The sequence below is a fragment of the Metapseudomonas boanensis genome, assembly GCF_042232855.1.
Taxonomy (GTDB): Bacteria; Pseudomonadota; Gammaproteobacteria; order Pseudomonadales; family Pseudomonadaceae; genus Metapseudomonas; species Metapseudomonas boanensis.
The window spans coordinates 4,921,382-4,947,837 of the sequence record NZ_CP113889.1 but is presented as its reverse complement, the minus strand read 5'-3'; the positions used below and the strand labels follow the sequence as shown (position 1 = coordinate 4,947,837).

Below are 26,456 nucleotides of genomic sequence, written 5' to 3'. Positions count from 1 at the left end.
CACCATTTGCACTTTATTGATGCGTTTGACGCTATGTCACCAGCAGGCTGAGCTATCATCAACGCATGCCGACTCCAGATTTCAATTTGCTCATTACTCTTGATGCAGTGCTCGCTGAGGGGAGTGTTGCTCGTGCAGCCAAACGCTTGCGGCTTAGCCCGTCGGCGATGAGCCGAGCACTTTCGCGATTGCGAGAGACAACTGGCGATCCACTTTTAGTCAGGGCGGGCAGGGGGCTCGTCCCCACCCCCAGAGCGATGGAGCTCCGTGACCGGGTCAGTCAACTCGTACGGGATGTGCAGGAGGTTTTGCGTCCCGCAGAAATACTCGACCTCAAACAACTCTCCAGGACGTTCACGCTAAGGACCAGCGAAGGCTTTGCGGAGTGTTTTGGGCCGGAGCTTATCGCGCGCATCGGGGAAGAGGCTCCTGGAGTGCGGCTGTGCTTTTTGCAGAAGCCAGACAAAGACAGCAAGCCACTTCGCGATGGGGTTGTTGATCTGGAAACCGGTGTTGTAGAGCTGTCGACCGCTCCAGAGCTACGGGGACAAGCGTTGTTCCGAGACAATTACATTGGCGTTGTGCGATCCGGGCATCCACTGAGCCGAGGGAAGATCACACCGGCGAAGTATGCTGCAGGCAAGCATATCTTCGTGTCGCGAGAGGGAGGTGACAAAGGTCCTATTGATGACGCGTTGCTGCCACTTGGATTTGAGCGAAAGATTGTCACGATCGTTGGCGGCTTTTCGACTGCTCTGGGTTTGGCTCGTGGATCCGACCTGATCGCCAGCGTTCCCGAACGCCATACTGCGAATTTGCGCCAGGGGATGTACAGCTTTCCGCTTCCAGTCCGTACTCCGGAGTTCACCGTTTCATTGCTTTGGCATCCGCGATTCAGTGCTGACCCAGCTCATCGATGGCTTCGAAAGCTGGTTCTGGAAATTTGCGCAAGGAGTCATTGAAGGAGCTTGGTGGCTGCTCCTGGCCCATGAAGCGTTTTATCCAGGGAGAGCAGCGTCAAGGCCAAAGCACGCTGCTTCCCGAGAGCCAGGTTGACTACGCAGCGGACACCAACCCGGTGCGGGTGGTCGATGTGTTCGTCGATGAACTCGACCTCGGCACGCTGGGTTTCGACGGTGTCGTCCCGGCGCAAACTGGCAGACCGGCCGACCACCCTGCCGACCTCCTGAAGATCTACATCTACGATTATCTCCACCGCATCCAGTCCCGCCGCCGTCTTGAGCCAGAGGCCCAGCGCAAGGTCGAATTGATGTGGCTGACCGGACGTCGGATACCGGACTTCAAGATCATCGCCAATTTCCGCAAGGATAACGGCGAGGCAATCCGCGGCGTCTGCCGGCAGTTCGTAGGGCTGTGCCGGTAGCTTGGCCTATTCGCGGAAGCGCTTGTGGCCATCGATGGCAGCAAGTTCAAGGCGGTCAACAATCGTGACCGCAACTTCACCAGCGCCAAGCTGCAAAGGCGAATGGCTGAGATCGAGTCCAGCATCAATGGTTAGCTGACGGCGCTCGATACCGCAGATCGTCAGGAACCTGCCGTTGCCCAGGTCAAAGCCGAACGCCTCCACGACAAGATCGGATCACGGCAAGCGCTCTACGGGAGTTGCCCATAAAGCCGTCGACAACCTGTCCACCACGCTCAATGGCGTTATCCAGAATCCACGCGTGCAGGATTTCTTCCGGACGGCGACGCTCTGCTCATCGGACTCGTATTCCCTGACTACTATGAATCCCATTGCCGAAACTTATTGGATAGGTCCGTACCCGACAGCCCAGTCTGTATCGAGCGGTTGGATGAAGATAACGAAAGGAGCGAACCATGTCAGACGAAGCAAAGTGCCCGTTCTCAGGCGGGGCTGGTAAACACACAGCGGCGGCGGGCCCTACGAACGCAGATTGGTGGCCCAATCAGCTGAACCTGAAGGTCTTGCATCAGCACTCCGCTCTGTCCAATCCCATGGGGGAGGCGTTCAATTACGCCGAGGAATTCAAGAGCCTCGACCTGGATGCCGTGATCAAGGATCTCCATGCGTTGATGACGGATTCGCAGGATTGGTGGCCCGCGGACTTCGGCCACTATGGCCCCTTGTTCATCCGCATGGCATGGCACAGTGCTGGCACGTACCGCGTCGGAGACGGTCGCGGTGGCGCGGGGACCGGGAACCAGCGCTTCGCTCCCCTCAACAGCTGGCCCGACAACGTCAACCTCGACAAGGCGCGCAGGCTGCTCTGGCCAATCAAGCAGAAATATGGCCGGAAGATTTCATGGGCCGACTTGATGATCCTCGCGGGCAACGTTGCCCTGGAATCGATGGGGTTCAAGACCTTCGGTTTCGGCGGTGGGCGGGAGGATATCTGGGAACCCGAAGAAGACATTTACTGGGGCGCCGAGAGCAAGTGGCTGGCAGACGAGCGCTACAGCGGCGACCGTCAGCTCGAGAGTCCTCTCGCCGCTGTGCAAATGGGCCTCATCTATGTGAATCCGGAAGGACCGAACGGCAACCCGGATCCGATCGCCGCGGCGCGGGATATCCGCGAGACCTTCGCTCGCATGGCGATGGACGATGAAGAAACGGTCGCGCTCATCGCTGGCGGTCACACTTTCGGCAAAACTCACGGTGCCGGCGATGTGACGGCGGTGGGCCCTGAGCCGGAAGCGGCCGGCATCGAGCAACAAGGCCTGGGCTGGATCAGCAGCTTTGGCACAGGCAAAGGGGGGGACACGATCTCCAGTGGCCTGGAGGTCACCTGGACTTCGACACCGACGAGGTGGAGCAACAACTACTTCTGGAACCTGTTCGGCTACGAATGGGAACTGACGAAGAGCCCTGCCGGTGCGCATCAATGGAGACCGAAGCATGGCGCCGGCGCCGGCTCCATACCGGATGCCCACGACCCGTCCAAACGTCATGCACCCTCCATGCTGACCACGGACCTCTCCCTGCGCCTCGACCCTGCTTACGAGAAAATCGCACGGCGCTTCTTTGAAAACCCGGATCAGTTCGCCGACGCGTTCGCTCGGGCATGGTTCAAACTGACGCACCGGGATATGGGGCCTGTGGCTCGTTATCTCGGTCCGCTTGTTCCGGCAGAACAACTGCTGTGGCAGGACCCGATTCCCGCACTGGACCATGAGCTGATCGAGGAACAGGACATCGCAGCCCTGAAGGCCAAGATCCTCGCGGCGGGCCTTTCCATCTCCCAACTGGTCACGACGGCTTGGGCGTCTGCGGCAACATTCCGCGGCAGCGACAAGCGCGGTGGGGCGAATGGTGCGCGTATTCGCCTGGCGCCGCAGAAGGATTGGGAAGTCAACCAGCCGGCCGAACTGGCCAAGGTCCTGCCGAAGCTGGAAGCGATCCAGAAGGACTTCAATGGCTCGCAGTCCGGCGGCAAGAAGGTCTCGCTTGCTGACCTGATCGTGCTGGGCGGCTGCGCCGCCGTCGAGGCAGCGGCGAAGCAAGCCGGCCACGACGTGAAGGTTCCCTTCTCGCCGGGGCGCATGGATGCGTCGCAGGACCAGACCGATATGGCTGCAATGGCTGTGCTGGAGCCTATCTCAGATGGATTCCGCAACTACCTGCGCAAGGAACACAAGGAATGGGCGGCTGAGATGCTGGTGGACAAAGCTCAGTTGCTGACCCTGACCGCGCCTGAAATGACAGTGCTGATCGGCGGTCTGCGCGCCCTGAATGCGAACTTCGAGCAGTCCGCACACGGCGTCTTCACCCAACGGCCGGAAACACTGACCAATGATTTCTTCGTGAATCTTCTCGACATGAGCACGAAGTGGGAGAAATCGGCGGCAGATGACGGGGTGCTGGAGGGGCGCGATCGGGCAACGGGTGCGCTCAAGTGGACGGGAACCGTCGTTGACCTGATCTTCGGTTCGAACTCCCAGCTCCGGGCCCTCGCTGAAGTCTACGCAAGCAGCGACTCACAGGACGTGTTCGTGCGTGACTTCGTGGCAGCCTGGGACAAGGTGATGAACCTTGATCGCTTCGACCTTGCGTGATCTCTGAGGCTAGGCACAAAGGTTTATGCCTCTAAGCCGTGACCTGGTTTGGAATGACCCGAACCAAGTCACGGCTGCATGTGTTTCGCTGCAGTCCTTTCATACCACCTATCCCACGCCCATTACCCCGAGTGAACTCCCGCAGGTGGCCTGGTGTCTGTCTCCTGTCGGCCCATTGGGGGATTGCATGGCCGTTCGACACCTGGACCGCTGCGCTGTACCCCGGTTCACTCCGATCGCATTCCGATCTACAACAATTTGCCTGGCCGGCTTTTATCGCGCCCGTTTGCAGGGTTTCGCTCTAACGTCATGTGAAGATTGCCCAATGTCCCTATCCCGTCATTTCACCGCCTGTGTTTTCCCGCTTCAGACCCTCGCCCTCGGCGCCTGCCTGCTAGGGGGCCTGCTGGCGACCGGTGCCCCGGTGCAGGCCGAGGAGACCGCCGACAATGCGCGCTGGGTGAGCGATCGTCTAAGCACCTATGTGCGCAGTGGTCCGACTGACGGCTACCGCATTGTCGGTACGCTCACTTCCGGGCAGAGGGTCGAGCTGTTGGGCACCCAAGGGGATTACAGCCAGGTGCGCGGCGTGAATGGCAACACCGTATGGATTCCCAGCCGCGATCTGCAGGAGATGCCCGGCCAGGCCGAGCGCCTGCCGCAGTTGGAGCAGAAAGTGGCCGAACTCAGTGCCGAGCTGGAAGGTATCAACGACACCTGGAAGAGCCGCATGCAGGGCATGCAGGAGACGCTGGATTCGCGCAAGGTGCTGATTGACGAGTTGCAGGCGGCGCGCACGGCGCTAGACAGCGAGCTGAGCGAGGCCCGCTCCGAGGTGCGCGAGTTGGAGGCGCAGTTGGGCGAAGAGAACCAGCAGGTGCTGATGCGCTACATGCTTTACGGCGGAGGCATTGCTGGCGCCGGGCTATTCGCCGGGCTGCTCCTGCCGACTCTGCTGCGGGTGCGGCGCAAGCGTAATGACCAGTGGATCTGATGACCTGGAATTCCTTTTCACCCTGATGGCGCAACGCCGATCGAGGGGGCCGGGGCAGGCAGTGTGGTACCCCAAAGCCAAGCCAACCTGCTCGCAGATGCCTGCTCAAAAACTGACGCAAGTCAACGCCACGCCAGATCCCAGATAAGGCGTCTGGGTTTTGTCATGAAATGAAAATGTGCTGTCGCCAAATGAGAGGTCGACAGCCCCACCCGTCCATAGATTCCTCCTCACGGCCTGCGCGGTGAGCCCCTGTCTGGCGGCTCACCCGGTCGGCGCAATGCCTGGCCGAACAACCTTCGCTCTGAGGAGAACAACAAGATGCGCGTAGAACAACTCACTTGCAGTATCGGGGCTGAACTAGTCGGCGTGAACCTCGCCGATGCCGTCCGCGACGACGGCCTGTTCAACGAGATCAAGGGACTGCTGCTGCGGCACAAGGTGCTGTTCCTGCGCGATCAGGACATTTCCCGTCCGGACCACGTGGCCTTCGCCCGACGCTTCGGCGAGCTGGAGGATCATCCGATGGCGCCGACTCACCCGGAGGCACCGGGCCTGGTGCAGATCTACAAGCGCCCCGACCAGCCGATCGACCGTTATGAAAACGCCTGGCACACCGACGGCACCTGGCGCGAGACCCCGGCGATGGGCTGCGTGCTGCGCTGCGTGGAGTGCCCGCCGGTGGGTGGCGACACCATGTGGGCAAACATGGCGCTGGCCTATGAAAACCTGCCGCAGGCGATCAAGCAGCGGATCGAAGACCTGCGCGCCAACCACAGCTTCGAGGCGTCCTTCGCCGCCGCTATGCCGCTGGACAAGCGCCAGGCGATGAAGGCCCAGTACCCCGATGCCGAGCATCCGGTGGTGCGCACGCATCCGGAAACCGGCGAGAAGGTCCTCTTCGTCAACGCCTTCACCACCCACTTCACCAACTACCACACCAAGGAGCGCGTGCGCTTTGGCCAGGACGCCAACCCCGGCGCCGCTGACCTGCTGCGCTACCTGGTGAGCCAGGCCTTCGTGCCCGAGTACCAGGTTCGTTGGCGCTGGAAGCCAAACAGCATCGCCATCTGGGACAACCGCAGCACTCAGCACTACGCGGTCATGGATTACCCGTCCTGCCATCGCAAGATGGAGCGCGCGGCCATCGTCGGCGACAAGCCTTTTTAAACGTTCCGAACAGCACAACAAGCACAACACCGCTAATCCGAGGAGCACACCATGAACTTCATCGATGGTTCCCTGTTTGTCGAAAACATGCAGAAACTGGTCATCACTGCCGCCCCCTATGGCCCGGAATGGATGCCGTCCGATTTCCCGGAAGACATCCCGGTGAGCATGGAGGCGCAGATCCAGAAGGCAGTCGACTGCTACAACGCGGGTGCCACCGTGTTGCACGTCCATGTTCGCGAGGAGGACGGCAAGGGCTCCAAGCGGTTGTCCAAGTTCAACGAGCTGCTGGCCGGTATCCGCGAAGCCTGCCCGGGAATGATCCTCCAGGTCGGTGGCTCGATCTCCTTCGCCCCCGAGAGCGAGGGTGAGGTCGCCAAGTGGCTGTCGGACGATACCCGTCACATGCTGGCTGAGCTGACGCCGACGCCGGACCAGGTGACCATTGCCATCAACACCAACCAGATGAACGTCTGCGAGCAGATGACCGTTGCCGACATCCGCGGCACCTCGCTGGCAGACCCGGCGATGCTCAAGGCCTACCAGGAAATGACCATCCCGGCCGGCCCGGCCTGGGTCGAGGAGCACATCCGCCGCCTGTCCACCAAGGGCATCCAGACCCACTTCCAGCTGGCCAACATCACCCAGCTCAATACCGTCGAGCGCATGATGCGCCGGGGTGTGTGCAATGTGCCGCTGATCCTCACCTGGGTAGCCATCGGCGGTGGCTTCGACTCGCCGAACCCCTACGACATGGCCAACTTCGTGCGCGCCTGCCCGGACGGTTCGGTGCTGACGGTGGAGACCAGCATGCGCCACGTGCTGCCGCTGAACATGATGGCCATCGCTCTCGGTCTGCACGTGCGCTGCGGCATCGAGGACAACATCTGGAACCAACGCCAGACCGCCAAGATCACTACCGTCGAGCAGATCGAGCAGCTGGTGCGCATCTCCCGCGAATTTGGCCGCGAGGTCGCCAATGGCCAGGAGGCCCGTGAGATCTACAAGATCGGTACCTTCTACGAGAACGCCGATGAGACCTTGGCCAAGAACGGCTTCGCGCCGAACCGCAAGCCAGGACAGGTGGGCTTCACCCAGCACGCCTGATTCCCTCAGCGACCAGGGCTGAGACTGGCTGGCGATCGCCGACGCTCGCGACAGGACCTGCACGGTGGTTTAGGTCTGCCGCGGGCGCCGGCTTTTTACATGTGACCCCGCCGGGCGTATTTCCCGATGGCATTGGCAACTCGTTTTGTAAAGAATACCGCCACGCAAAACGGCGAGCCCCGAATGGGACCTTCGCAATTTGTTCCCTCCAGCGAGACTCTCATGCCTTCGATCCCCGATTTCTTCATTCCTTGCCAATCCGGGCGCGAGACTCAGCCATGAGTGGCGCCCCGATTGAGTTGCTGCAGACCGGCCCGGAGCAGGTCGAGCTGATCCGCAATCTGTACCAGTTCTATGCCTACGAGTCTTCGGACTGGGAGCAGGAAGACGTGGAGGTGAACGGCCTCTACTACATCCACGAGGCTCATCTGGCGCGCTATTGGCAGGATCCGGACTGGAGTGCTCATCTGATCCTCGTTGACGGCTTCATCGCTGGCTTTCTGCTGATCGAGCGCAGCGAGTTGCCAGGGCTCGACGCCCTGGAGCTGGCAGATTTGTTCATCCTGAAGAAGTACCGCCGACAGGGCATCGGCCGGGCTGTGGCCACGCAGGTGTTGATGAGCGGGGTGGATGCCTGGCTGGTGCGTTTCTACCGTCAGGACGAAACGGCCCTGGCGTTCTGGCGCACGGTGCTGGATGAACTGCCGCGGCCGGTGCAGGCCATCGAGCCGGATGACGATCCACAGCTGTTGAGTTTCATGGTGACACGGGCAACCCACTGAACGGGTCAGGGTTGCCTGTGCTCGGCTCACCCAGGCGGGTTTCATGTGTCCTGGCGGAAGCTGTGCGACAAGATCATTCAACTGTCATTTTCGATCATTGAGCCTGGGTGCTTCGGTTCGTATTGTTCGTGCTCACCAGACTGATCGGCGCCGCGATTCGCGCCGAGCGGGCCTCCATAAGAAGAACGATCGAGAGGAGTACTAATGTCCGAACTGAACCTGCATCCCCTGGCCGCCACCTCGCTGCAACGTTGGCACGACATGCTGAACCAGCGCGACCTTGCCGCTCTGCCCGAGCTTCTGGCTGCGAACGTGGTGTTTCGATCTCCCATGGCGCACACCCCGTATCCGGGGCCGGCAGTGGTCTCGACCATCCTCAATACGGTGATCGAGGTCTTCGTCGACTTCACCTATCACCGCCAGCTGGTCACGGCCGATGGCCTCAGTGTGGTGCTGGAGTTCAGCGCACGGGTCGATGGGCGCGAATTGAAGGGCATCGATATGATCCGTTTCGATGAGCATGGAAAGATTGTCGAGTTCGAGGTGATGGTCCGCCCCATGAGCGGCCTGCAGGCCCTTGGCCAGGAGATGGGCCAGCGCTTGGGCGCTTACCTGGCCGCAACCAAGGCCTAGGGCAGAGGAGGGATACGGCTCGCTGTGAATGACGGGAGACGCCGCGAAGCATTCAGCCAGAGGCGTCTCATCTGCCGAAACGTTTTATCGAAACGGTCAGCATTTAGCATTGCCCCAGTCAATGCCGTTGCAGCTCAAGCCCAAGTGATGCCCATGACAGTCGAAAGCGGGCATGGGCATGGGGGCTGATGAGGGTAGGGATCTGAATCGGCGAAGGCATCGTCCGGCCGGTTGCGGACCTTGTAAGAGAGGGAGGTCACTCGCCAGCGCCCCAATACACATGCCGTTCCTGCCTGTCGCAAGCACTCCAGCTACGCTTGCCCGTTCTTTCCCACATCTCTCTCCTGCGCCAGTCACGGTCAATCTGGTGGCCGGGTTTGACGAGCCGAACATACTGGCGCGAGTGCGCTGCTAAGGTGCATGAGGAAAGGGCAGCCGCTTCTTGCTGGCCGCCATCAGTCCAGGCGCGGCGTCGCGTCGGGAAATGGAAGTGGCGATTGCGGCACTGTCCGGAAGTCTCAACTGTGACAAGCTGTTTGCGTGGGTGCCGGCCTACGGACCGATATCCGAGTATCAGCAAGGGGATTGTCGATTCGTACCCTAAGTGCCCGTGAGTCGAGACATGAGAACCTCCTTCGAGAGCGTTTTGAAGAGCAAGAACCTGGCGCATCTGGACAAGGCCAGTCGCGCAGGGTTGACGACACCGGTACGTCGAGTGTCTTTCATCCTTCGCGAGCATTTCTCGATGATGGCGTTCACCGGCGCGGTAGATGCCCTGGTCACTGCCAACCTCATGAGTTCGACGCCGGTGTTCGAGGTTCAGGTAGTCGGGGCGGACAGTCTGGTCGTGAGCGATCTGGGGATTTCCATTTCCACCGATTGCTCCCTGGCCGAACTGGACGAAAAGCATCAGGACATCATCGTTGTGTGCGGCGGTTATCGCGTCCGCCTGGAAGGTGAGCCTTTGCTGCGCGCCAAGCTGCGCTCGGCTGACGCGGCGGGCACAGTGCTGGGCGGCCTGTGGAACGGCGCCTACTTCCTGGCCGAGGCTGGGTTGCTGGATGGTCATGACTGCGCATTTCACCCCGATGGTCGGGCGATGATGTCCGAGCTCTTCCCCAAGGTAAATGTGACCAACCACTCTCATGTGCTCGACCGTAAACGGATCAGTTGCGCCGGCGCGAACAGTTCGTTGGGCATGATGCTGGAGGTGGTGCGCCACAGCGCCGGTCAGGAGCTGCTGAATGCCGTGGAGGAGGTGCTGAGCTGCGACAAGAAGCAAGACATCATCGATGTTTCAGTCGTATCGATCGACTTCGATCCGACCTTGCCGCAAACCCTCAAGCTCGCACTGGAGCTGATGCACAGCAATATTGAGGATCCTATCGGGATAGACGACATCGCTCGTTACGTGGGTATTTCCAGGCGACACCTGGAACGTCTGTTCCGACGTCACGTCAAGGCGACGCCTCCACGCTATTACCTGGAACTGCGACTGACGCATGCACGCCAATTGCTGCAGCACACCAACAAATCCCTGATCGAAATAGCCGTGGCGAGCGGATTCGTTACCCTCCCGCATTTTCAGCGCTGCTTCCGCGAAATGTTCGATATCGCCCCTGGCATGTTCCGCAAGCGTAGCCATTTCAAGGTCTGACGATTCCGTAGTTGGAAAGGTGAATCGCCGGCGTTCCGCCTTCAACGCACGACAGCTCTCGGCAAGTCCGCAGACGCCACGCGGGCCTTGACCGCCCGGAGCATGGAGTACGCGGCGCTGCCACACTGGTGATTGGCAAGGCAAATCGACCATGGAGATGAGCAGCCCTACGCGGGGAACTCGGCGATCCAGTGCCTGGCAATCTCCTCCCGTCGGCAGATCCACACCGAGTCATGGCCTTGTACGTAGTCGAGAAAGCGCGCCAGCGCCATGGCGCGTGCGGGATGACCGCTGATGCGGCCGTGCAGGCCGACGCTCATCATCTTCGGGTGGCGCGCCCCTTCGTGCCAGAGGAAGTCGAAAGCGTCCTTGAGCAGCCGGCAGAAGTCCTCCCCGGAGGGAAAACCGTTCGGCAGCAGATAGCGGGCGTCGTTGTTGACCAGCGTGTACGGAATCACCAGGTGTGCGGGCGAGCCGGGGAGCCAATAGGGCAGGTCATCGTTGTAGGCGTCCGAGCTGTAGAGCAGCCCGCCTTCCTCGCGCAACAGGCGGCGAGTGTTCTGACTGACTCGGCCCGTGTACCAGCCCACGGGGCGCGTGCCACAGATCTGCTCGATCAGGTCGAGGGTAAGGCGTATGTGGTGTCGCTCTTCATCTTCAGGGATGGCGCGATAGTCCAGCCAACGGTAGCCATGCCCGGCGATCTCGTGGCCGGCTGCGCAGAGTGCATGACCGATCTGCGGATTGAGTTCCAGTGCCCGGCCGACGGCGAAGGCGGTCAGCGGTAGGCCTCGGGCGCTGAACAGTTCGAGGATGCGCCACACGCCTGCGCGGGACCCGTATTCGTACATGCCCTCGACGCTCAGGTCCCGTTCTCCCTGGCGCGGCGGGCGGCCCGGCAGCTCGTGGAGATAAGCTTCTGACTGGGCATCGCCATTGAGGATGCACGACTCCGCACCTTCCTCGATGTTGAGCACGAACTGAATGGCAACGCGGGCCTCACCCGGCCATCGTGGATGGGGTGGGCAACCGCCGTAACCGACCAGGTCGCGCGTGGACATCAGCCCAGCTCGAAGGTTGTGACGCCGAAGACCCGCTCGTGCGCGAGAGCCGGAGGCGGGCCGAGATACATGCGCGCGCAGCCGAAGACTTCGATCATTCCCTCTTGGCGCACAAGCTCCATCGCGGCAGGGTTGTTCTCCGGGGCGTCGAGGAACAGGGGGCCGCCTGCCGCGAACCCTGCCAGCTGCGAGTAGAGGGCGTTGGCCGCCAGGGCGTCATCGGCGAACAACGGGCCGATCTTGCAACCCTCCCGGCAACGCCGTATCACGCCATAGCCGCTTAGCCTCCCGTCGCGCCGGCAACCGAGGGCAAGTGCATCGGGTTGGGTTATCCAGCCGCTCAGGAAGGCCGGGCGTGGGGCGGGAAAACAAGTGCGGTCGTAATCGAGAACCTGATCGAAGGGAAAAGCCGCCAGCGGGACGATGTCCTGGTCGCCAATCCGCGGGGTCACCCAGCGTTGCGGAATGTCGGCACGGAAGCGCATGTTGCGGTGGGAGAAGACGAAACCACCCTTGGCATAGTAGTCCTGCATCGCGAAGACACCGTCCATGCCGATGCTCGCACCTGGGTGCAGGCGGGCGAGGAGCCGATTGCGGCGGGCGTGCCAGAGGGTATTGCCGAGACCCTTTCCGCGATATTCGGGCCGCACGATGAAGAAGCCCATGAAGCCGAATTCGCCGTTGTAGGAAGTGATGGCACCGCCGCCGATCAACTCGCCTTCAAGGTCCGCCGCGATGAATGCTTCAGGGTCCGTTGCCCAGAACAGTTCGGCATCGTGAAGGCCGGGATTCCAACCCTCCCGGGCAGCCCAGCCGACGAGTTCATCCAGCTCGGGGCGGGTCATGTTGCGTATGACGAGCTGATTCGACACTGCCATGTTTTCCTCAGACGCTAGTCGCGATCCACGATCGATACTCCGGGGCAGGGGACACGGGGGCGCGCAGTCCGGAAAATCAGGGCCCTGTCCGGTTCGGATCTTTTCGGTATAGCGGCAACTTGAGTACCGATCCAGGCAGTTGCAGGCAGGCGACACCTCAGGCATCGCGCAAAAGGTCGTGGGCATCGAGCAGCCTGTAGGCAATCTCCGGATGCTTTTCCAAGCCCCGGCGAATCGCCGCCGGAATCGATTGGCGGGTCTTGCGACAGAGCCCCGGCAATTCGTCGATGTGGATAGCGATGCCGCGCATGCTGCGCACTTCGTTGAAGCCCGGAGCGATTTCCAGGCTGATTCCCAGCTGTTCGTACATCCGGCGTTGCATATGCTGGAGGTCGGCCAGGCTCTCGATATTTTCCAGTCGGTCGAGCAAGCGCCTTTCCTCCTGGCGAGTCAGGCGCAGGATGCGCAGATCGGCGCCGGGCGTCTCCAGGAGTGGCTCAAGCCCGCAGTCGCAGACTCCGGGTGGGCAGGGTTGGCGGATCGGGAATGAGGGTTTCATGGACTACGATCATAGCCATCTCAGAACCCGGCGCGAACATATCCCCCCGTGCGGTACCAATCTGGTACGCGGCGGAAGTTGCCGAACAATGCATTGCCGGCGGAAACATGTGTGCAAGAGACGCCGAGATAGGTCGTTGGGTGGCACCCATGAATGCGCCTTCGACCATATAGGGTGCTTCTGGCCGTTTCCTCCCGATCTCGACCACCGCCAACTCGATTGTTACCTTCGCAAGCTACAGCCGTTGCGGCCCTGACTATTGGCGGATCACTCTGGCCAGCCCCCCATATTCGCCAATTGCCTGAACGCGCGATTCAGCCAACTGCTTCGAGGAGCGTCATGCTTTCCACCAGCCCCCATGAGGATCACTGGATTCAAAGCCCCTTCGGGAAACTGTTCGTACGCCGATGGCAGCCCGATGCCGCGGGCGAGGCTGCGGATGAGGCGCCGATCATCCTGCTCCACGACTCGCTGGGTTGCGTTGAGCTCTGGCGGGATTTCCCTGGGCGACTGTCGGCGGCGACCGGGAGGGAGGTGATCGCGTACGACCGACTCGGTTTCGGGCGTTCGGATCCCCATCCGGGGGAGTGGTCGGTGGACTTTATCCGCGATGAGGCGGAGCGCTTTTTCCCCCTCCTGCTGTCGAGCCTGGGCATCCAGCGTTTCATTGCCTTTGGCCATAGTGTTGGCGGAGCGATGGCGGTCAACTGTGCCGCCCGGTATCCAACGCATTGCCAGGCGCTGATAACCGAGTCGGCGCAGGCCTTCGTGGAAGACAGGACGCTGCAAGGTATCCGGGGTGCCAAGGACGAATTCCGTAAACCCGGCCAACTGGAGCGTCTGCAGAAGTATCACGGTGACAAGGCCCGCTGGGTGTTGGAGGCCTGGACGGAAACCTGGCTCGCCGACGCCTTCGCCGCGTGGTCGCTCGCGGAGAACCTGGCACCCATCGAATGCCCCTTGCTGGTGATTCATGGCGATCAGGACGAGTTCGGGTCGCTGCAACACCCCGAGCGGATTGCCGGACTGGCCAAGGGGCGCGCAGAAACACTCACCCTGGTCGGCTGCCATCATGTTCCCCATCGGGAGATGTCGGAGCGTGTAATCGGCGCAGTCAGCCGTTTCCTGCAGTGATGGGGACGGCGTTTCGGAACTTCCGGAATCAGGGCAGAAGCGCTCCGTTCTTTTGCCCGCGATGGAAAGCGCCGGTTGGCCGAAGCCAACCCTGCGAAGGGATGGTGTCCAGTGCGGCTCTTGCTCGAACGGGCTGGATGTCGCTGGCGATCAATCGGAAAACAGGTCGAACATCAATTGCCTCAACCAGCGATTCGCCGGGTCCTTGTGGTACTTCGCGTGCCAGAAAAGGTTGATGGCGATTTCCGGCAGGGCCACCGGGTGGGGCAGGGAGGTGAGGCCGAACGGCTCTTCGCAGCAGGCGGCGAAACGTTCGGGCACGGTGGCGAGGAGGTCGGTGCGCTGGAGGATGTGGCCGACTGCGACGAAGTGCGGCACTTCCAGGCGGATATCGCGCTGGATACCGATCCGGGCCATGTGGGCGTCGACTTCACCGTGCCCGGTGTTGGCGGAGATAACGCGCACATGGCCGTAGGCGCAGAAGCGTTCCAGGGTCAGGGGCTCGCGGGTGGCCGGGTGGTCCTTGCGGCACATGCACACGTAGCGGTGGTGGAGCAGCCGGCGCTGGAAGAATCCCGCCTGCAGGTAGGGCAGTAGGCCAACGGCTAGATTGACGGTGCCGTTCTGCAGGGCTTCGACCAGGCTCAGGGAGCTGTCGCGCACGGTGCTGATCACGCATTTCGGCGCCAGGCGGGTGAGGGCGTCCATCAGCCTGGGCATGAAGTAGATTTCACCGATATCGGTCATCGCCAGGGTGAAGGTGCGCTCGCTGGTATGCGGGTCGAAGTGGTCCTGCCGGTTCAGGGCGCCGCGCAGCGTGTGCATGGCAAGGGCGACGGGCTCGGCCAGTTGTGCGGCATAAGGTGTGGGCTCCATGCCCTGGTAAGTGCACACGAAGATTTCGTCTTGCAGCACAGTGCGCAGGCGTTTGAGGGCGTTGCTGACGGCGGGCTCGGCATTGGTGGTGTAATGCCGAACGTGGTCGCGCTGATGAACGAGTACGCGCCACGGAAGATACGCAGCACCCTGGTGGCGATCATGTTCAGCGGCTACTCGATTGGCGGCATGCTGTCGGCCGGCCTGGGGATTCTGCTGATGCCGGTCTGGGGCTGGCGGGCAGTGTTCTTCGTGGCGCTGGTCCCGCTGCTGGTGCTGCCGTTGCTGGTGCGGCAGTTGCCGGAGTCCCTGAACTTCCTGCTGCGCGATGGGCAGGTGAGCCGTGCCCAGCAGCTGTTGTGCCACGCTGCGCCGGATTATCTGCCCCAGCCGGATGACCAACTGAGCCTGGCCGAGGGACAGGCGAGCAAGGTGTCCATCCTGCAGTTGTTCCAGGAGGGCAGGGCGGTGAACACGCTCATGCTCTGGCTGGCATTCTTTTGTTGCCTGTTGATGGTGTACGCCTTGAGCTCCTGGCTACCCAAACTGATGAATGCCGCCGGCTATGGGCTGAACTCCAGCCTGGCCTTCCTGCTGGTGCTGAACTTCGGGGCCATCTTCGGCGCCATCGGTGGCGGCTGGCTCGGCGATCGAATCGCCCTCGGGCGGGTGCTGCTGGCGTTCTTCGTCACGGGTGCCCTGGCGCTCAGCCTGCTGGCGCTGAAGTCGCCGCTGCCGGTGCTCTACCTGCTGATCGGCATCGCCGGGGCCAGCACCATTGGCACGCAGATCCTGGCCAACGCCTGCACGGTGCAGTTCTATCCGGCCCATATCCGCTCCACGGGCCTTGGCTGGGCCATGGGCATTGGGCGAATCGGGGCCATCATCGGTCCGTTGCTGGGTGGTGCCTTGCATGCGACGGCGTTGCCGATCCAGGCCAGCTTCCTGGCCTTCGCCGTACCGGGCGTGGTAGGCGCTGCCGCCATCCTGGCGTTCCTCTGGTATCAACCGGGCCGTCGCTCGCTCGGCAGCGCCGAAGCGGTGGAGCCGCTTCGCGGGGCGAGCTGAGCGGCAGAAGCGGTATGGCGGGCCAACCCTTGCGTGCGAGCCGGCAAGGGTTGGCCTCCCGTCCCCTCGCTCAAGCGTGCAGACAGCGCTAGGAGGCGATGGGGTCAGAGCGATGGAGGTGTGTGCCCGGCCCTGGGTTCAATTCACGCCAAACATCTCCATCAACTCGGCGAGAAAAGCACTCACCAGGTCACTCTGGCGGGTAGCGCGCCGCACCGCTGCATGGAAGCAGACCTCATAGCGGAGCTGCTCCGGGTTCAGTGCGTGTAGCTGATCCAGATCCACGTGCTTGGCCGCGTAGTGCTGCGGCAGAAAGCCCAGATGCTGGCCAGAGAGAATCAGCAGGGCGGCCCCGTCCATGCTGTCCGTCAGGGCGGTCAGACGCTCGATCGAGGTGGGCGCCGGCATTTCCGGCAGCGGGTGGCTGGGCCAGACCCATTCGTGCTCGGCTACGTCCTCGGCGCTGAGCGACCCGGCCCGGTCGAATAGCGGGTGTGAGGGGCTGCAATAGGCAATCTGGGTTTCCTTGAACAGTGAGAAGTAGTCGAGGGTGTCGAGCCGTCGCCAGAAGTAGCCGATGGCAAGGTCCAGGTGACCGTTGATGATCTTCTCTTCGAGGAACGATGACGACAGCTCGGTGAACTGGAAGTACAACCCTTCGTGCCGGGCGCGCAGGCGGGCGATGGCCAGGGCGATCTTCTTGTTGGCAACCGGGTCGATCTGGCCGAGCAAGCCGATGTTGAGGGTGCCCGAGAGCGTGCGGTTGATGTGCTGGACCTCGAGCCTGAATCCCTCGGCTGCGGCCAGCAGCCGGCGAGCGGCATCGAGGAACTGGCTGCCCTTCGGCGTGAGCGCGAATCCCGCCCGACCGCGCTGGCAGAGGCGAAAACCCACCCGAGTCTCCAATGAGGCCAGTTGAGCACTGATGGTGGGCTGCGTGGTGTTGAGCGCCGTTTGTGCGGCTGAGATTCCGCCAGCCTCGACAACGGCGAGAAAGACCTTGATCAAGCGGATATCCAGCTCGGATACGTTCCCCAGCATGTTGCCCTCGATTGCTCGTCACATAGATGGACATCTATGTGAACAGTTAGGCTGCAATATTTTAAGACCCTGCCTGGCCCCCTACAGTGAGCCCTGGTCGGAACTCGTGTGAAGTCCCACGGGCCGTGAGAAGGAGGTTCACTGCAGGCCGGCAATGATAGGTGGTGTCCGTGAGCGCTTGCCACATCGTTTCGGCTGCACCTCTCGCCAAACATGGATGGAGTCGATGTTTGCCAAGGCTTCTGCTTGATGCACGAGACCGGCGAAGTTTTTCGTCCAACCCACTGACAGCATCACAACAACAATTACCCATCTCGATTCAGAGCGAAGGAGAATCGTATGTCAGGGTCCAACATCCCCGCCAACGCCGTCGAAGCCACTGGTGGATTGGCCATCGAAGGCCGTTCGATCGATTACATCCCGGAGTCCGAGCGACATGCCAAGCTCAGCAGCCAGGGGCCGTTCTGGTTCCTGGGCAACTTCCATTTCTTTACGATCTCCATTGGCTTCGTAGGTCCAACCCTGGGTCTTTCGGCCCTGTGGACCACCCTGGCAGGTGCATTAGGCATCATGTTCGGCACCCTCTTCATGGCCTTCCACGGCTCCCAGGGGCCCGAGATGGGGCTGCCGCAAATGATCCAGTCGCGTGCGCAGTTCGGCTACCGAGGTGTGGTGCTGGCGTTGATGGCAACGATGTTTGTGTTCGTTGGCTTCAACGTGGTTAATGTCTCGCTGATCATCGACGGCCTCGAGAACGTCTTCGGCCTGGACCCGATCGTTGTCGGGGGCACAGTGGTGGCCGTCGGGGCGCTGCTGTCGATCTACGGCCACGACCTGATGCACAAGGCCTTCAAGTGGGCGCTGATGGTGACATTGCCTCTCTATGCGCTGGTGACGATTGCCCTGATGTTCGGGGCGGGCCAGGGCCAGGCCGCCGCGGATACCAGCCTCGGGTTCAACTGGGTAGCGTTCGCCACCCAGTTCGCCATCGCCGCCAGCTACAACATCTCCTATGCCCCCTACGTGTCTGACTATTCGCGTTACCTGCCGAAGGACACCAGCCGGGTCAAACTGATTACGGCGGTGTTTCTGGGGGCATCATTGTCGGGGGCATGGATGATCGGTCTCGGGGCCTGGCTCGCGCAGCAGCTGAAGGCGGCTGATGCCCTGGTGGCGCTCGACCAGGTGGGCTCCTCGCTGATTCCCGGCCTGGGCCATGTGCTGGTGCTGGTGTCTGTCGCGGGCTTCATCCCGATCATCGCCCTCAACAGCTACAGCGCCATGCTGACGTTGCTGACCGGGGTCGACTCGTTCCGGAAAATTTCACCGACGCCGCGGGCGCGAGTGCTGTCCATCGTTGCCATCAGCGTCGTTCTGCTGATCTGCGTGCTATCGATCCAGGGCAGCGGCATTGCCATCCTGAATACCTTCCTGATGTTGCTGCTGTACTTCCTGGTGCCCTGGACCGCCGTCAACCTGGTGGATTACTTCTTCGTGCGCAAAGGGCGTTATGCGATTCCCCATTTCTTCACGCCCAAGGGTATCTACGGCGCGTGGCAGGTACGCGGCATCGCGGCGTACCTGGTGGGCTTCGTCTGTATGATCCCGTTCTTCTACATTTTCAATGCCTCGGCCGGGGAGGAGGTTTTCGTGGGGCCGCTGGCCCGACTGCTGGACGGCGTGGACATCGCTTGGCTGGTCGGGCTGCTGGTATCCGGTCTGACCTATTTCATCCTCAGCCGCTCCATCGACCTGGAGCACGAGCAGCGTGTCATCGACGCCATCACGGAGCGAGGCATCGTCTCCATTGCCCACCCTTGCAAGGGGCAGGAGCATTGACTTCATCCCGTTAGGTGGAGGCTCGGCTTCCCCCTGGCGGGGAGAGTCGGGCCGGAAGCTTTGCGTCTGTCGCTGGAGCACACGGGACCTGCTGGCCATGAACGCAGTCGCTGGCCATAGGCATGAACAAGGGAGTACAGCCCATTGAATGCATCAAGAAAGAGTGTGGTGGCGTGCTGTCAGGTGGCGCCGAAGTTGGGCGATCTCGCCTACAACCGCAGGATGACCGAGCGGGTGATTCGTTCGGCGGCGCTGAAGGGCGCGCAGGTCGTGGTGTTACCGGAGCTGGTGCAGAGCGGCTATCTGTTCCATGACCTGGCCGAGGCGCTGGCGCTGTCCGAATCGACCGATGGGCCGACCGTGCGGCTATGGGAGGCGCTGGCACGCGAGCTGGATATAGTCATCGTCGGCGGCTTCTGCGAGCGCCTGGACGAGTGCCGCGTTGCCAACAGCGCTGCACTGGTCGATAGCCAGGGCCTGCGGGCCCTGTATCGCAAGACGCACCTCTGGGATGGGGAGAATGCGATTTTCACCCCCGGGACAGCATCACCGCCGGTGGTCGATACCGAATACGGGCGAATCGGCGTGATGATCTGCTACGACCTGGAGTTCCCCGAATGGGTGCGCATAGCGGCGCTCGCCGGTGCTCAATTGCTCTGTGCGCCGGTCAACTGGCCGGATGGTCCGCGTCCGTCAATCGAGCGCCCGGCCGAAGTTGTGAGAGTCCAGGCCAATGCTTCGGTGAACCGCATGTTCATCGCGGCCTGTGATCGGCATGGGCTGGAGCGAGGGGTGAACTGGGTGCAGGGATCGGTGATCGTCGACCCGGACGGTTACCCGCTGGTGGGGCCAGCCGGCACCGCGGGTGAGCAGATCCTGATGGCCACGCTGAACCTCGTCGATGCGCGCAACAAGCGCATCAGCGACAACAACCATCTACATGAGGATCGTCGTCCTGAGCTCTACAGCGCAGGTGGGTTGCTGGCATAGCAGGTGTTGGGTTTTCGACGTTGCAGGCCAGCTTGAGATCCGGGCTACGCAGGCTTGGTGCTCCGCACCTCCACAGCATCCTCGATGCCCCACTGTGCGGCCTCGACGCGGTTCCGTCCGGTCTGCTTGGCCCGGTACAGCAGCTTGTCCACCGCCTCGATAAACGCAAGAGGCTGGTCGTGTTGCTGGGGAATGATGGTCCCGACGCCCAGGCTGATGGTCAGCAGCGAGGCCACGTCGGAGTTCGAGTGCGGGATGCACTGCTCGTGAATCAGCTTGCGGCAATGTTCGGCCACCTGCCTCGCTGCAGCGCCATCCGTCTCCGGCAGGATCAGCACGAACTCCTCACCGCCGAACCGGCCTATGAGGTCCCGCGGCCGGGAAGCAGCAGCCGTGAGCAGTTGGCCAACGCTCTTCAGGCAGTCATCACCCTGGATATGGCCGTAGTGGTCGTTGTATTGCTTGAAATAGTCGATATCCAACAGGATCAGCGACAGCGGCTGGTGTGTCCGTCGGGCGTTGGCCCACTCCACGTCCAGCACCGAATCGAACATGCGCCGGTTGGCTACGCCGGTCAGGCCATCCTTGTAGGAGTATTCCTCGAGTTGCTTTTGCAGGCGGATCAGCTCCTCTTCGGCCTTCTTGCGCTCGCTGATGTCGAACATGAAGCCGATCAGGGCCTCGACCTCGCCGTCGGGATGGCGTATCACATGCACCACGTCGCGAATCCAGACGTAGTCACCGGCGGCCGTCAGTGCGCGGTAGTCCGCCTCATGGTCGGTGCCCGCCTGGGACTGGGCCACGCAGAAGGCCACGACCTTCTCCCGGTCCTCGGGGTGCATCCGTTCTGCCCAGTCGTTCACGCTCACCCAACTTGACCGGCTCCAGCCCAGGAGCGTTTCAATCTGCGGCCCGATATAGGTGAAGGTCATGGTTTTCCAGTCGATCTTCCATGGAATCGCCTTGGTCGACTCCAGCAGAGTCTTGTAGACCGCGTTATTGGTTTCGACTTCGTCTTTCATGGTTGTCCCGTACTGGCTGATTTGCTCATGACCTGGGGCGATGCCCGACCCTTATACCAACAGACTTCGGCGTTCGCAGCCGCTGCCGACGGGAGTCAGGCCAGGCCCGACCCGTGGCGATTGCGACTGGCCTGGACGATTCGCTCTGCCGGCACGCGCAACTGCGCCAGCAGGTATTCGGCGAAGTCCGGCGAGTAATCCTGCAGGGCAATGGCCCGCTCCATGCAGTCCAGCCACATGCCACTGCGGGCTTCATCGATAGGCCACTGCGCATGGAACGACGGGATGGCGATGGAACCGTACTTCTCGCTGAACAGCTTCGGACCGCCCAGCCAGCCGCTGAGAAAACAGGCCAGCTTGTCGCGGGATTGCTCCAGGCTCTGCGGATGCATGCCGCGCAGTGCCGCCGCCTCGGGCAACTCGTCCATCAGACGGTAGAAGTCATCGACCAGGCGGCGCAGGCCGTCGATACCACCGGCGGCCTGGTAAGAGGCATCGCCAACACCATAGGGAGGATTGCTGCTCACAACACGGATTCTCAGCCGGAAAAGCCGCATTCTAGCGTGGCAGCGCCAAGGGCACGGCTAACCCTTCGTCACTTGGCGAGGGTGAGATGGGGTATCCGCACGGATGCCCAGGACCTTGTGCCAGAACCCGCCGCCAATTCGGAAGTCTGATAGGCGTTGCCTGAAGTCAGCGTGGTGCGACCGGGAGGTCGAGCGTGCGCTGCACATAACAATCGTCAAGGAGGACAGCTCGTGAGCCTTGTACTCGGCCCCATCCTGCAGTTTCGCGGTCATTCAGCCCCTGATTACAACGTCTCGGCCCTGGTGGTGACCGACAGGAACGCCGCCACGCCGGTGGTGAAAAAGCCCGTCGGGATTACCGCGGGAAAACCGATCCCCATCGCTGACATTCCGCTGCTCAATCCCTTGTATCGAGTGTGGCGTGTCGACTTAAAAGCCACGCCTGCGGCCCAGGAAGCGACCTTCCGGATCGATATCGATGGTGGCGTCGCGAGCTTCACGGTGCCGCGCAAAGGGCAAGCGCCACGCTTGGCCTATGCCTCCTGCAATGGCTTTTCCGACCCGAAGTACATGGAGAAGGTCGACAGGAATTTCGAGCGCTGGGAGCACATGGCTTCGGTGCACGAGGCCAAGCCGTACCACCTCCTGTTGATGGGCGGTGACCAGATCTACAGCGACGAGATGCGGGTGACCGTGCCGTCGATGAAGACCTGGTTTCGCAAGTCCCTCGCCGAGCGTGCCAAGGCCCAGTACACCAAGCAGATGGAAGCCGATCTCGATCGGTTCTTCACCAGGCTTTATCTGGACCGCTGGAAGCAGCCCGAGCCTGCGCTGATGTTCAGCAGGGTCCCAACGATCATGATGTGGGACGACCACGACATCATTGACGGCTGGGGCTCCTACCCGGAGGCGCTACACTCCAGCCCGGTGTTCCAGGGGCTGTTTGCGACGGCGAAGCGGTATTTCAGGATCTTCCAGCAGCAGCTCATCCAGACCCATCCCCACCTCAAACCATCGGCGGAAGCCCACCCCTGTGCCATTCCAGGTGTTGCCGATGGCTTCCACCTGGGTTTCAAGGACCTGGGTGGCCTGTCCATCCTGGTCCCTGACCTTCGCAGCGAGCGCCACCCGGACCTCAAGGCGCCGACCGCCAAGCCCACCCAGATCATTTCCTTCGACAGCTGGAAGGCCATCTACGCCTGGCTCGATGGTGTGAAGCAGCACAAGCACCTGCTGGTGATGACCAGCATTCCGGTCGGCTACCTGGACTTGCAGGCGGCGGAGAAGGCGCTGGACCTCATCCCCGGGCAGCAGGAACTCGAGGACGACCTGCGCGACCACTGGCGCAGCCTCCCGCACCGGGACGAGCGCAAGCGCCTGATCATGCGCCTGCTCGACTATGCAAGCGCCCCCGGCGGCTGCAAGGTGACGCTGTTGTCGGGTGATGTACACGTGGCAGGCGCTTGCATCATCGAGTCGCAACTGGCGCAGCATCGAACCGACGGCGCAGGCGTGATCTTCCAGCTCATTTCGACCGGGATCGTCCATCCATCCCCGCCGGCTCTCGGGGTGTACTTCCTGGAGTCGCTCGGCGCGGCCCAGGAGCAGATCAGCTATCGGGTAACGGGATCGATGGTGCCGCTCGGGACGCGCGGTCGGTATCTGATTCCTGCGCGGAACTGGCTCGCCATCGAGCCGGATGAGAACGGCAAGAATCGTCTATGGGCCAACTGGCATATCGAGGGTTCCGAGCACCTGGTTACTCAGGTGATCGATCCGATCGGCTGACGATAGGTATCGCTGCGCTCAGCCGGGCGCAGCCCAACCGTCCTACGGGGCTGCTTCGCTGCCCGTCCCACCCGTACGTCCACTATTGCCACCGCCCGCGGGCTGCTGCCCATGCCCGATAAACCTGTTCCGATGCTCTGGCGACGGCACGATGCATCGGTCGTATCGTCCGAATAACCGATAGCGGTTGAGCGCGATGCGGTCGTAGCACCAATCCCGAATCCCTTGGGGAATGACTTTCAGCCAATGCGCGTAGCGCCAAGGGGAGGGCAGTTCGCGCACGACGTACAGGACGGCGTCGCTCCTGTCAAAGGCGCGGGCCCCAGCGACGAAGAGCATCGTGGGGAAGTGATCGGTCGGCAAACCGAACCAGGCCAGGATTGCCTGCCCTTCGGGCGACTGAACACTGCACAGTTTCAGGGTGCCAGCGGTGTCATGGCGGATCAGGAACTGGCTCCAGCCATTGCAGAGTTTGCAGACACCGTCAAACAGCACGACCTTGTCTCCTTCCTTGAGATGCGGGGGCAGGTGCATGGCGATGGTTTCCTTCGTCCAGGAGCGGAGATCAACACATAGGGTGGTGCCCTTCACCAGGGCGTGACCGTCAATCAAAATCCGCCGCCAACGCCAGCCATTGCTCACGGCTCAGCACCACTTGCACGGGCAGCGCGGGCAGGGTCGAGGCCAGCGTTACCGTTGCGCCCGCCCTCCACGCGGCTATCTGCGTGGCTGCCAGCGGGAAGCGCAGGAAGTGCACGGCAGCGGTCTTTTCCTCATTGCTGCGTGGCAGGTCCTCGTCGGCGATCGCGAGCACGGGTGGAAAGCCATCGATGGATAGCTGGAACGCATGCTCGATGTCGCGCAAGCGCATCAGTTCGCGCTTGCGTTGCTCCACGTCGGGATATTCCAGCAGCAGGGTGGCCCTGAGATCACTGCCGCTGGGGATCAGCGGGTTATAGGCGTCGAGTTCATCCTGAATGGCGTCGGGCTCGAACAACCGCTCTATGCGCAGCATCTCCTGCACCTGGTACTGGATGCTCAGGCGGTCCTCGAAGATCAACGTCAGGTGGTCGCCAATGTGCACCGTGCGCGCCTTCTTGTGCGCCATCACGCGGGCGCGGAACTCCGTCCGCTGCTGGGCATAGCTTTCCAGGGTGAGCAGGTCTTCTCGGGCAAGCGGTCTCATGGGCTCGGGCTCATCGGTCAGATGCCATAGGCCTTGCGCAGCAGGCACAGAGGGTGCTCTGCCGCAGGTTTGTCTCCGAGGCCATGGGCGATGTGGCCGCCAGCCATCGGGCAGTCGCTGGTGAAGTGTTCAGGCTGGGTCTGTGCCACCAACTTCTCGACCGGCCGGGCCAGCTTACGTGAGAGTGCATAGCTCTTGTGCTTGACGCCGTAAGTGCCGTCGTGGCCGGAGCAGCGCTCGAGGGTGACGACTTCGGTGCCCGGCACCAATTGCAATATCTCCCGGGTTTTCGGGCCGATCTTCTGCACGCGCTGGTGGCACGCGACCTGCCAGGCGACCTTGCCGAGCGCTGTTTTGAAGTCGGTTTTCAGCAGGCCTGCGCGGTGACGTTCGTGCAGATATTCGAAGGGATCGAAGAAACGCTGCTGCACCAGGGCCACGTCCTCATCGTCGGGGAACATCAGCGGCAGTTCCTGCTTGAACATCAGCACGCAGGAGGGCATGGCCGCGATGAAGTCCCAACCTTCGCGCGCCATCCTGGCCAGCACGGGAATGTTGTACTCCTTGTACTTGCGCACGGTTTCCAGATCGCCCAGCTCCAGCTTGGGCATGCCGCAGCAGCTTTCCCGTTCCACCAGGCGGGTCGGGATCGCATTGTGCTTCAGCACCGCGGCCAGGTCTTCGACCACGCCGGGGGCGGAGTGGTCGCAATAGCAGGTGGTGAAGAGGGCGACCTTGCCTCGCGTGCGGCCTGCTGGCTGCGGGGTGCCGGCCCCGTCGAGGGTCTTCAGCCGCTTGCGCGCGCTGGGTGAGTGATAGGTCGGCACCCGCGCTCGGGCATCCACATCCATGGTTTTTTCCAGCAGCTTGCGCGCGGTCGGGTTGCGGTTGACGGCATTGACCGTCTGTACCACCACTGGTACCGATGCCACCCGGCCAACGGCCCGTGTGTTGGAGAGAATTCGTGCCGAGAGCGACGCACCGTGCTCGCGGAATTCCACCGCCTTGCCGCGCAGCATCAGGTGCGGGAAATCCACGTTCCATGGATGTGGTGGCGTATAGGGGCACTTGGTCTGGTAGCAGAGGTCGCAGAGGTAGCACTGCTCGGTGACCTTCTTGTAGTCAGCCTTGGCGACACCATCGACCTCCAGGGTGTCGGAGCTGTCGACCAGGTCGAACAGCGTAGGGAAGGCATGGCACAGGCTGACGCAGCGGCGGCAGCCGTGGCAGATGTCGAATATGCGCTCCTGCTCGGCCTCCAGAGCCGAGTGGTCCCAGAATTCCGGGGCTTCCCAGCCCAGCGGATGGCGGGTTGGGGCCTCCAGGTTGCCTTCGCGGGTGCTGTCGATTGGGTTGGCCATGTGCGTCTCCCCGATTGTCGGCGGTGCCCTGTTCAGGGCATGCACTGCCTAAGCGACCCCGGCGGGGTCGCCGGCAAGAGACCGTCAGCCCAACTCGTTCAGCGCCTTCTGGAAGCGATTGGCGTGGGAGCGCTCGGCCTTGGCCAAGGTCTCGAACCAGTCGGCGACCTCTTCGAAACCTTCATCGCGCGCGACCTTGGCCATGCCCGGGTACATATCGGTGTACTCGTGGGTTTCGCCAGCGATGGCCGTCTTGAGATTCAGGTCGGTCCCGCCAAAGGGCAGGCCGGTAGCGGGGTCGCCGCATTGCTCCAGGTATTCGAGGTGGCCATGGGCATGGCCGGTTTCGCCTTCGGCCGTGGAGCGGAATACCGCGGAAACATCGTTGTAGCCCTCAACATCCGCCTTGGCAGCGAAGTAGAGGTAGCGGCGGTTGGCCATGGATTCGCCGGCGAAGGCGTCCTTCAGGTTTTGCTCGGTCTTGGAACCTTTCAGCATGCTCATGACATCACCTCGTGCGTGGGGCTGAGATGGAAGTGCAGGAGACGGCCTTGCGGTCGTGACCGTATTAAGGCTAATCCGCTATTCGAGGGTGTTAGATAGATTATTTGGATTGGCTTAATTGAATTCCGCTATAAGCGGCGACGGATGGTTCGGCCCGGTCAACGGATTGTTGGCCGGGCACAGCCCAGGTTGGTGCTGGGCAGAGCGAAGGCCAGCAATGTAGGGCTTGCGTCACCCACGCTTC

The 26,456-nt window shown here is 62.0% G+C and carries 23 protein-coding genes and 2 pseudogenes; 14 read left to right on the top strand and 11 right to left on the bottom strand.

Features of this window, described 5'->3' with window-relative positions; genetic code table 11:
- Positions 1 to 65: 65 nt before the first annotated feature.
- From OXH74_RS23105 to OXH74_RS23065, 9 genes and pseudogenes are all read left to right on the top strand, one after another.
- On the top strand, positions 66 to 962 hold the full coding sequence (locus OXH74_RS23105; protein WP_375739035.1) for a LysR family transcriptional regulator: 897 nt from the start codon (positions 66 to 68) through the stop codon (positions 960 to 962).
- A gap of 26 nt (positions 963 to 988) precedes the next feature.
- Positions 989 to 1,603: pseudogene (locus OXH74_RS23100) on the top strand (transposase); the annotation flags it as partial.
- Positions 1,604 to 1,839: 236 nt separating this feature from the next.
- Positions 1,840 to 4,035 carry a catalase/peroxidase HPI gene (katG, locus tag OXH74_RS23095; RefSeq protein WP_375739034.1) on the top strand — a complete coding sequence of 732 codons (2,196 nt, stop codon included), beginning with the start codon at positions 1,840 to 1,842 and terminating at the stop codon, positions 4,033 to 4,035.
- Between the two features lie 325 nt (positions 4,036 to 4,360).
- Positions 4,361 to 5,029, top strand: coding sequence for a TIGR04211 family SH3 domain-containing protein (locus OXH74_RS23090; protein WP_375739033.1), 669 nt, complete (start codon positions 4,361 to 4,363; stop codon positions 5,027 to 5,029).
- Between the two features lie 321 nt (positions 5,030 to 5,350).
- A complete protein-coding gene (locus OXH74_RS23085; RefSeq protein ID WP_215375026.1) occupies positions 5,351 to 6,199 on the top strand; it encodes a TauD/TfdA family dioxygenase in 849 nt (282 codons plus the stop codon).
- 51 nt (positions 6,200 to 6,250) lie between these two features.
- On the top strand, positions 6,251 to 7,306 hold the full coding sequence (locus OXH74_RS23080; RefSeq protein WP_375739032.1) for a 3-keto-5-aminohexanoate cleavage protein: 1,056 nt from the start codon (positions 6,251 to 6,253) through the stop codon (positions 7,304 to 7,306).
- 278 nt (positions 7,307 to 7,584) lie between these two features.
- Complete coding sequence (locus OXH74_RS23075; RefSeq protein WP_375739031.1) at positions 7,585 to 8,088, top strand: GNAT family N-acetyltransferase; 504 nt, start codon at positions 7,585 to 7,587, stop codon at positions 8,086 to 8,088.
- Positions 8,089 to 8,292: 204 nt separating this feature from the next.
- Positions 8,293 to 8,721: a nuclear transport factor 2 family protein gene (locus tag OXH74_RS23070; RefSeq protein WP_375739030.1), complete on the top strand. Its 429-nt coding sequence runs from the start codon at positions 8,293 to 8,295 to the stop codon at positions 8,719 to 8,721.
- A 622-nt stretch (positions 8,722 to 9,343) separates the two neighbouring features.
- The gene (locus tag OXH74_RS23065; RefSeq protein WP_375739029.1) at positions 9,344 to 10,378 is read left to right on the top strand and encodes a GlxA family transcriptional regulator; all 1,035 of its coding nucleotides are present in this window, start codon (positions 9,344 to 9,346) and stop codon (positions 10,376 to 10,378) included.
- A 167-nt stretch (positions 10,379 to 10,545) separates the two neighbouring features.
- Here OXH74_RS23065 and OXH74_RS23060 read toward each other — a convergent pair whose 3' ends face one another.
- From OXH74_RS23060 to OXH74_RS23050, 3 genes are all read right to left on the bottom strand, one after another.
- On the bottom strand, positions 10,546 to 11,439 hold the full coding sequence (locus tag OXH74_RS23060; protein WP_375739028.1) for a polysaccharide deacetylase family protein: 894 nt from the start codon (positions 11,437 to 11,439) through the stop codon (positions 10,546 to 10,548).
- Positions 11,439 to 12,311 carry a GNAT family N-acetyltransferase gene (locus OXH74_RS23055; protein WP_375739027.1) on the bottom strand — a complete coding sequence of 291 codons (873 nt, stop codon included), beginning with the start codon at positions 12,309 to 12,311 and terminating at the stop codon, positions 11,439 to 11,441. The genes OXH74_RS23060 and OXH74_RS23055 overlap by 1 nt, the downstream gene beginning before the upstream one ends.
- A 163-nt stretch (positions 12,312 to 12,474) precedes the next feature.
- Positions 12,475 to 12,876, bottom strand: a complete 402-nt coding sequence (locus OXH74_RS23050) for a hypothetical protein (protein WP_375739026.1) — start codon at positions 12,874 to 12,876, stop codon at positions 12,475 to 12,477.
- A 339-nt stretch (positions 12,877 to 13,215) separates the two neighbouring features.
- Between OXH74_RS23050 and OXH74_RS23045 the strand changes: the two genes are divergently transcribed.
- Positions 13,216 to 14,010, top strand: a complete 795-nt coding sequence (locus tag OXH74_RS23045; RefSeq protein ID WP_375739025.1) for an alpha/beta fold hydrolase — start codon at positions 13,216 to 13,218, stop codon at positions 14,008 to 14,010.
- 150 nt (positions 14,011 to 14,160) lie between these two features.
- Here OXH74_RS23045 and OXH74_RS23040 read toward each other — a convergent pair.
- A pseudogene (locus tag OXH74_RS23040) lies at positions 14,161 to 14,964 on the bottom strand (LysR substrate-binding domain-containing protein); the annotation flags it as partial.
- On the opposite strand from OXH74_RS23040, the gene OXH74_RS23035 reads away from it, so the two are divergent.
- Positions 14,917 to 15,954, top strand: a complete 1,038-nt coding sequence (locus tag OXH74_RS23035; RefSeq protein ID WP_375739024.1) for an MFS transporter — start codon at positions 14,917 to 14,919, stop codon at positions 15,952 to 15,954. The pseudogene OXH74_RS23040 and the gene OXH74_RS23035 sit on opposite strands and share 48 nt — an antisense overlap.
- A 138-nt stretch (positions 15,955 to 16,092) precedes the next feature.
- On the opposite strand, the gene OXH74_RS23030 is transcribed toward OXH74_RS23035, so the two are convergent.
- Positions 16,093 to 16,995 (bottom strand): LysR family transcriptional regulator, encoded by a 903-nt coding sequence (locus OXH74_RS23030; RefSeq protein ID WP_375739023.1) that lies wholly within the window; start codon positions 16,993 to 16,995, stop codon positions 16,093 to 16,095.
- Between the two features lie 339 nt (positions 16,996 to 17,334).
- On the opposite strand from OXH74_RS23030, the gene OXH74_RS23025 reads away from it, so the two are divergent.
- Positions 17,335 to 18,834 (top strand): purine-cytosine permease family protein, encoded by a 1,500-nt coding sequence (locus OXH74_RS23025; protein WP_375739022.1) that lies wholly within the window; start codon positions 17,335 to 17,337, stop codon positions 18,832 to 18,834.
- Positions 18,835 to 18,978: 144 nt separating this feature from the next.
- Positions 18,979 to 19,824, top strand: a complete 846-nt coding sequence (locus tag OXH74_RS23020) for a nitrilase family protein (protein ID WP_375739021.1) — start codon at positions 18,979 to 18,981, stop codon at positions 19,822 to 19,824.
- 44 nt (positions 19,825 to 19,868) lie between these two features.
- Here the strand turns inward: OXH74_RS23020 and OXH74_RS23015 are convergent, their stop codons facing one another.
- Both OXH74_RS23015 and OXH74_RS23010 read right to left on the bottom strand, forming a co-directional pair.
- Complete coding sequence (locus OXH74_RS23015; protein WP_375739020.1) at positions 19,869 to 20,846, bottom strand: GGDEF domain-containing protein; 978 nt, start codon at positions 20,844 to 20,846, stop codon at positions 19,869 to 19,871.
- Positions 20,847 to 20,941: 95 nt separating this feature from the next.
- Positions 20,942 to 21,373, bottom strand: a complete 432-nt coding sequence (locus OXH74_RS23010) for a group II truncated hemoglobin (protein ID WP_375739019.1) — start codon at positions 21,371 to 21,373, stop codon at positions 20,942 to 20,944.
- A 231-nt stretch (positions 21,374 to 21,604) separates the two neighbouring features.
- On the opposite strand from OXH74_RS23010, the gene OXH74_RS23005 reads away from it, so the two are divergent.
- Positions 21,605 to 23,161, top strand: a complete 1,557-nt coding sequence (locus OXH74_RS23005; RefSeq protein WP_375739018.1) for an alkaline phosphatase D family protein — start codon at positions 21,605 to 21,607, stop codon at positions 23,159 to 23,161.
- A 42-nt stretch (positions 23,162 to 23,203) separates the two neighbouring features.
- On the opposite strand, the gene OXH74_RS23000 is transcribed toward OXH74_RS23005, so the two are convergent.
- The 4 genes from OXH74_RS23000 to OXH74_RS22985 form a co-directional block, all read right to left on the bottom strand.
- On the bottom strand, positions 23,204 to 23,695 hold the full coding sequence (locus OXH74_RS23000; RefSeq protein ID WP_375741668.1) for a thiol-disulfide oxidoreductase DCC family protein: 492 nt from the start codon (positions 23,693 to 23,695) through the stop codon (positions 23,204 to 23,206).
- Between the two features lie 70 nt (positions 23,696 to 23,765).
- Positions 23,766 to 24,347: a DUF3501 family protein gene (locus OXH74_RS22995; protein WP_375739017.1), complete on the bottom strand. Its 582-nt coding sequence runs from the start codon at positions 24,345 to 24,347 to the stop codon at positions 23,766 to 23,768.
- 17 nt (positions 24,348 to 24,364) lie between these two features.
- Entirely contained in the window at positions 24,365 to 25,708 is a 1,344-nt protein-coding gene (locus OXH74_RS22990; RefSeq protein WP_375739016.1) for a (Fe-S)-binding protein, read from the bottom strand.
- Positions 25,709 to 25,792: 84 nt separating this feature from the next.
- The gene (locus OXH74_RS22985) at positions 25,793 to 26,212 is read right to left on the bottom strand and encodes a rubrerythrin family protein (RefSeq protein WP_215375118.1); all 420 of its coding nucleotides are present in this window, start codon (positions 26,210 to 26,212) and stop codon (positions 25,793 to 25,795) included.
- Between the last annotated feature and the right edge of the window lie 244 nt (positions 26,213 to 26,456).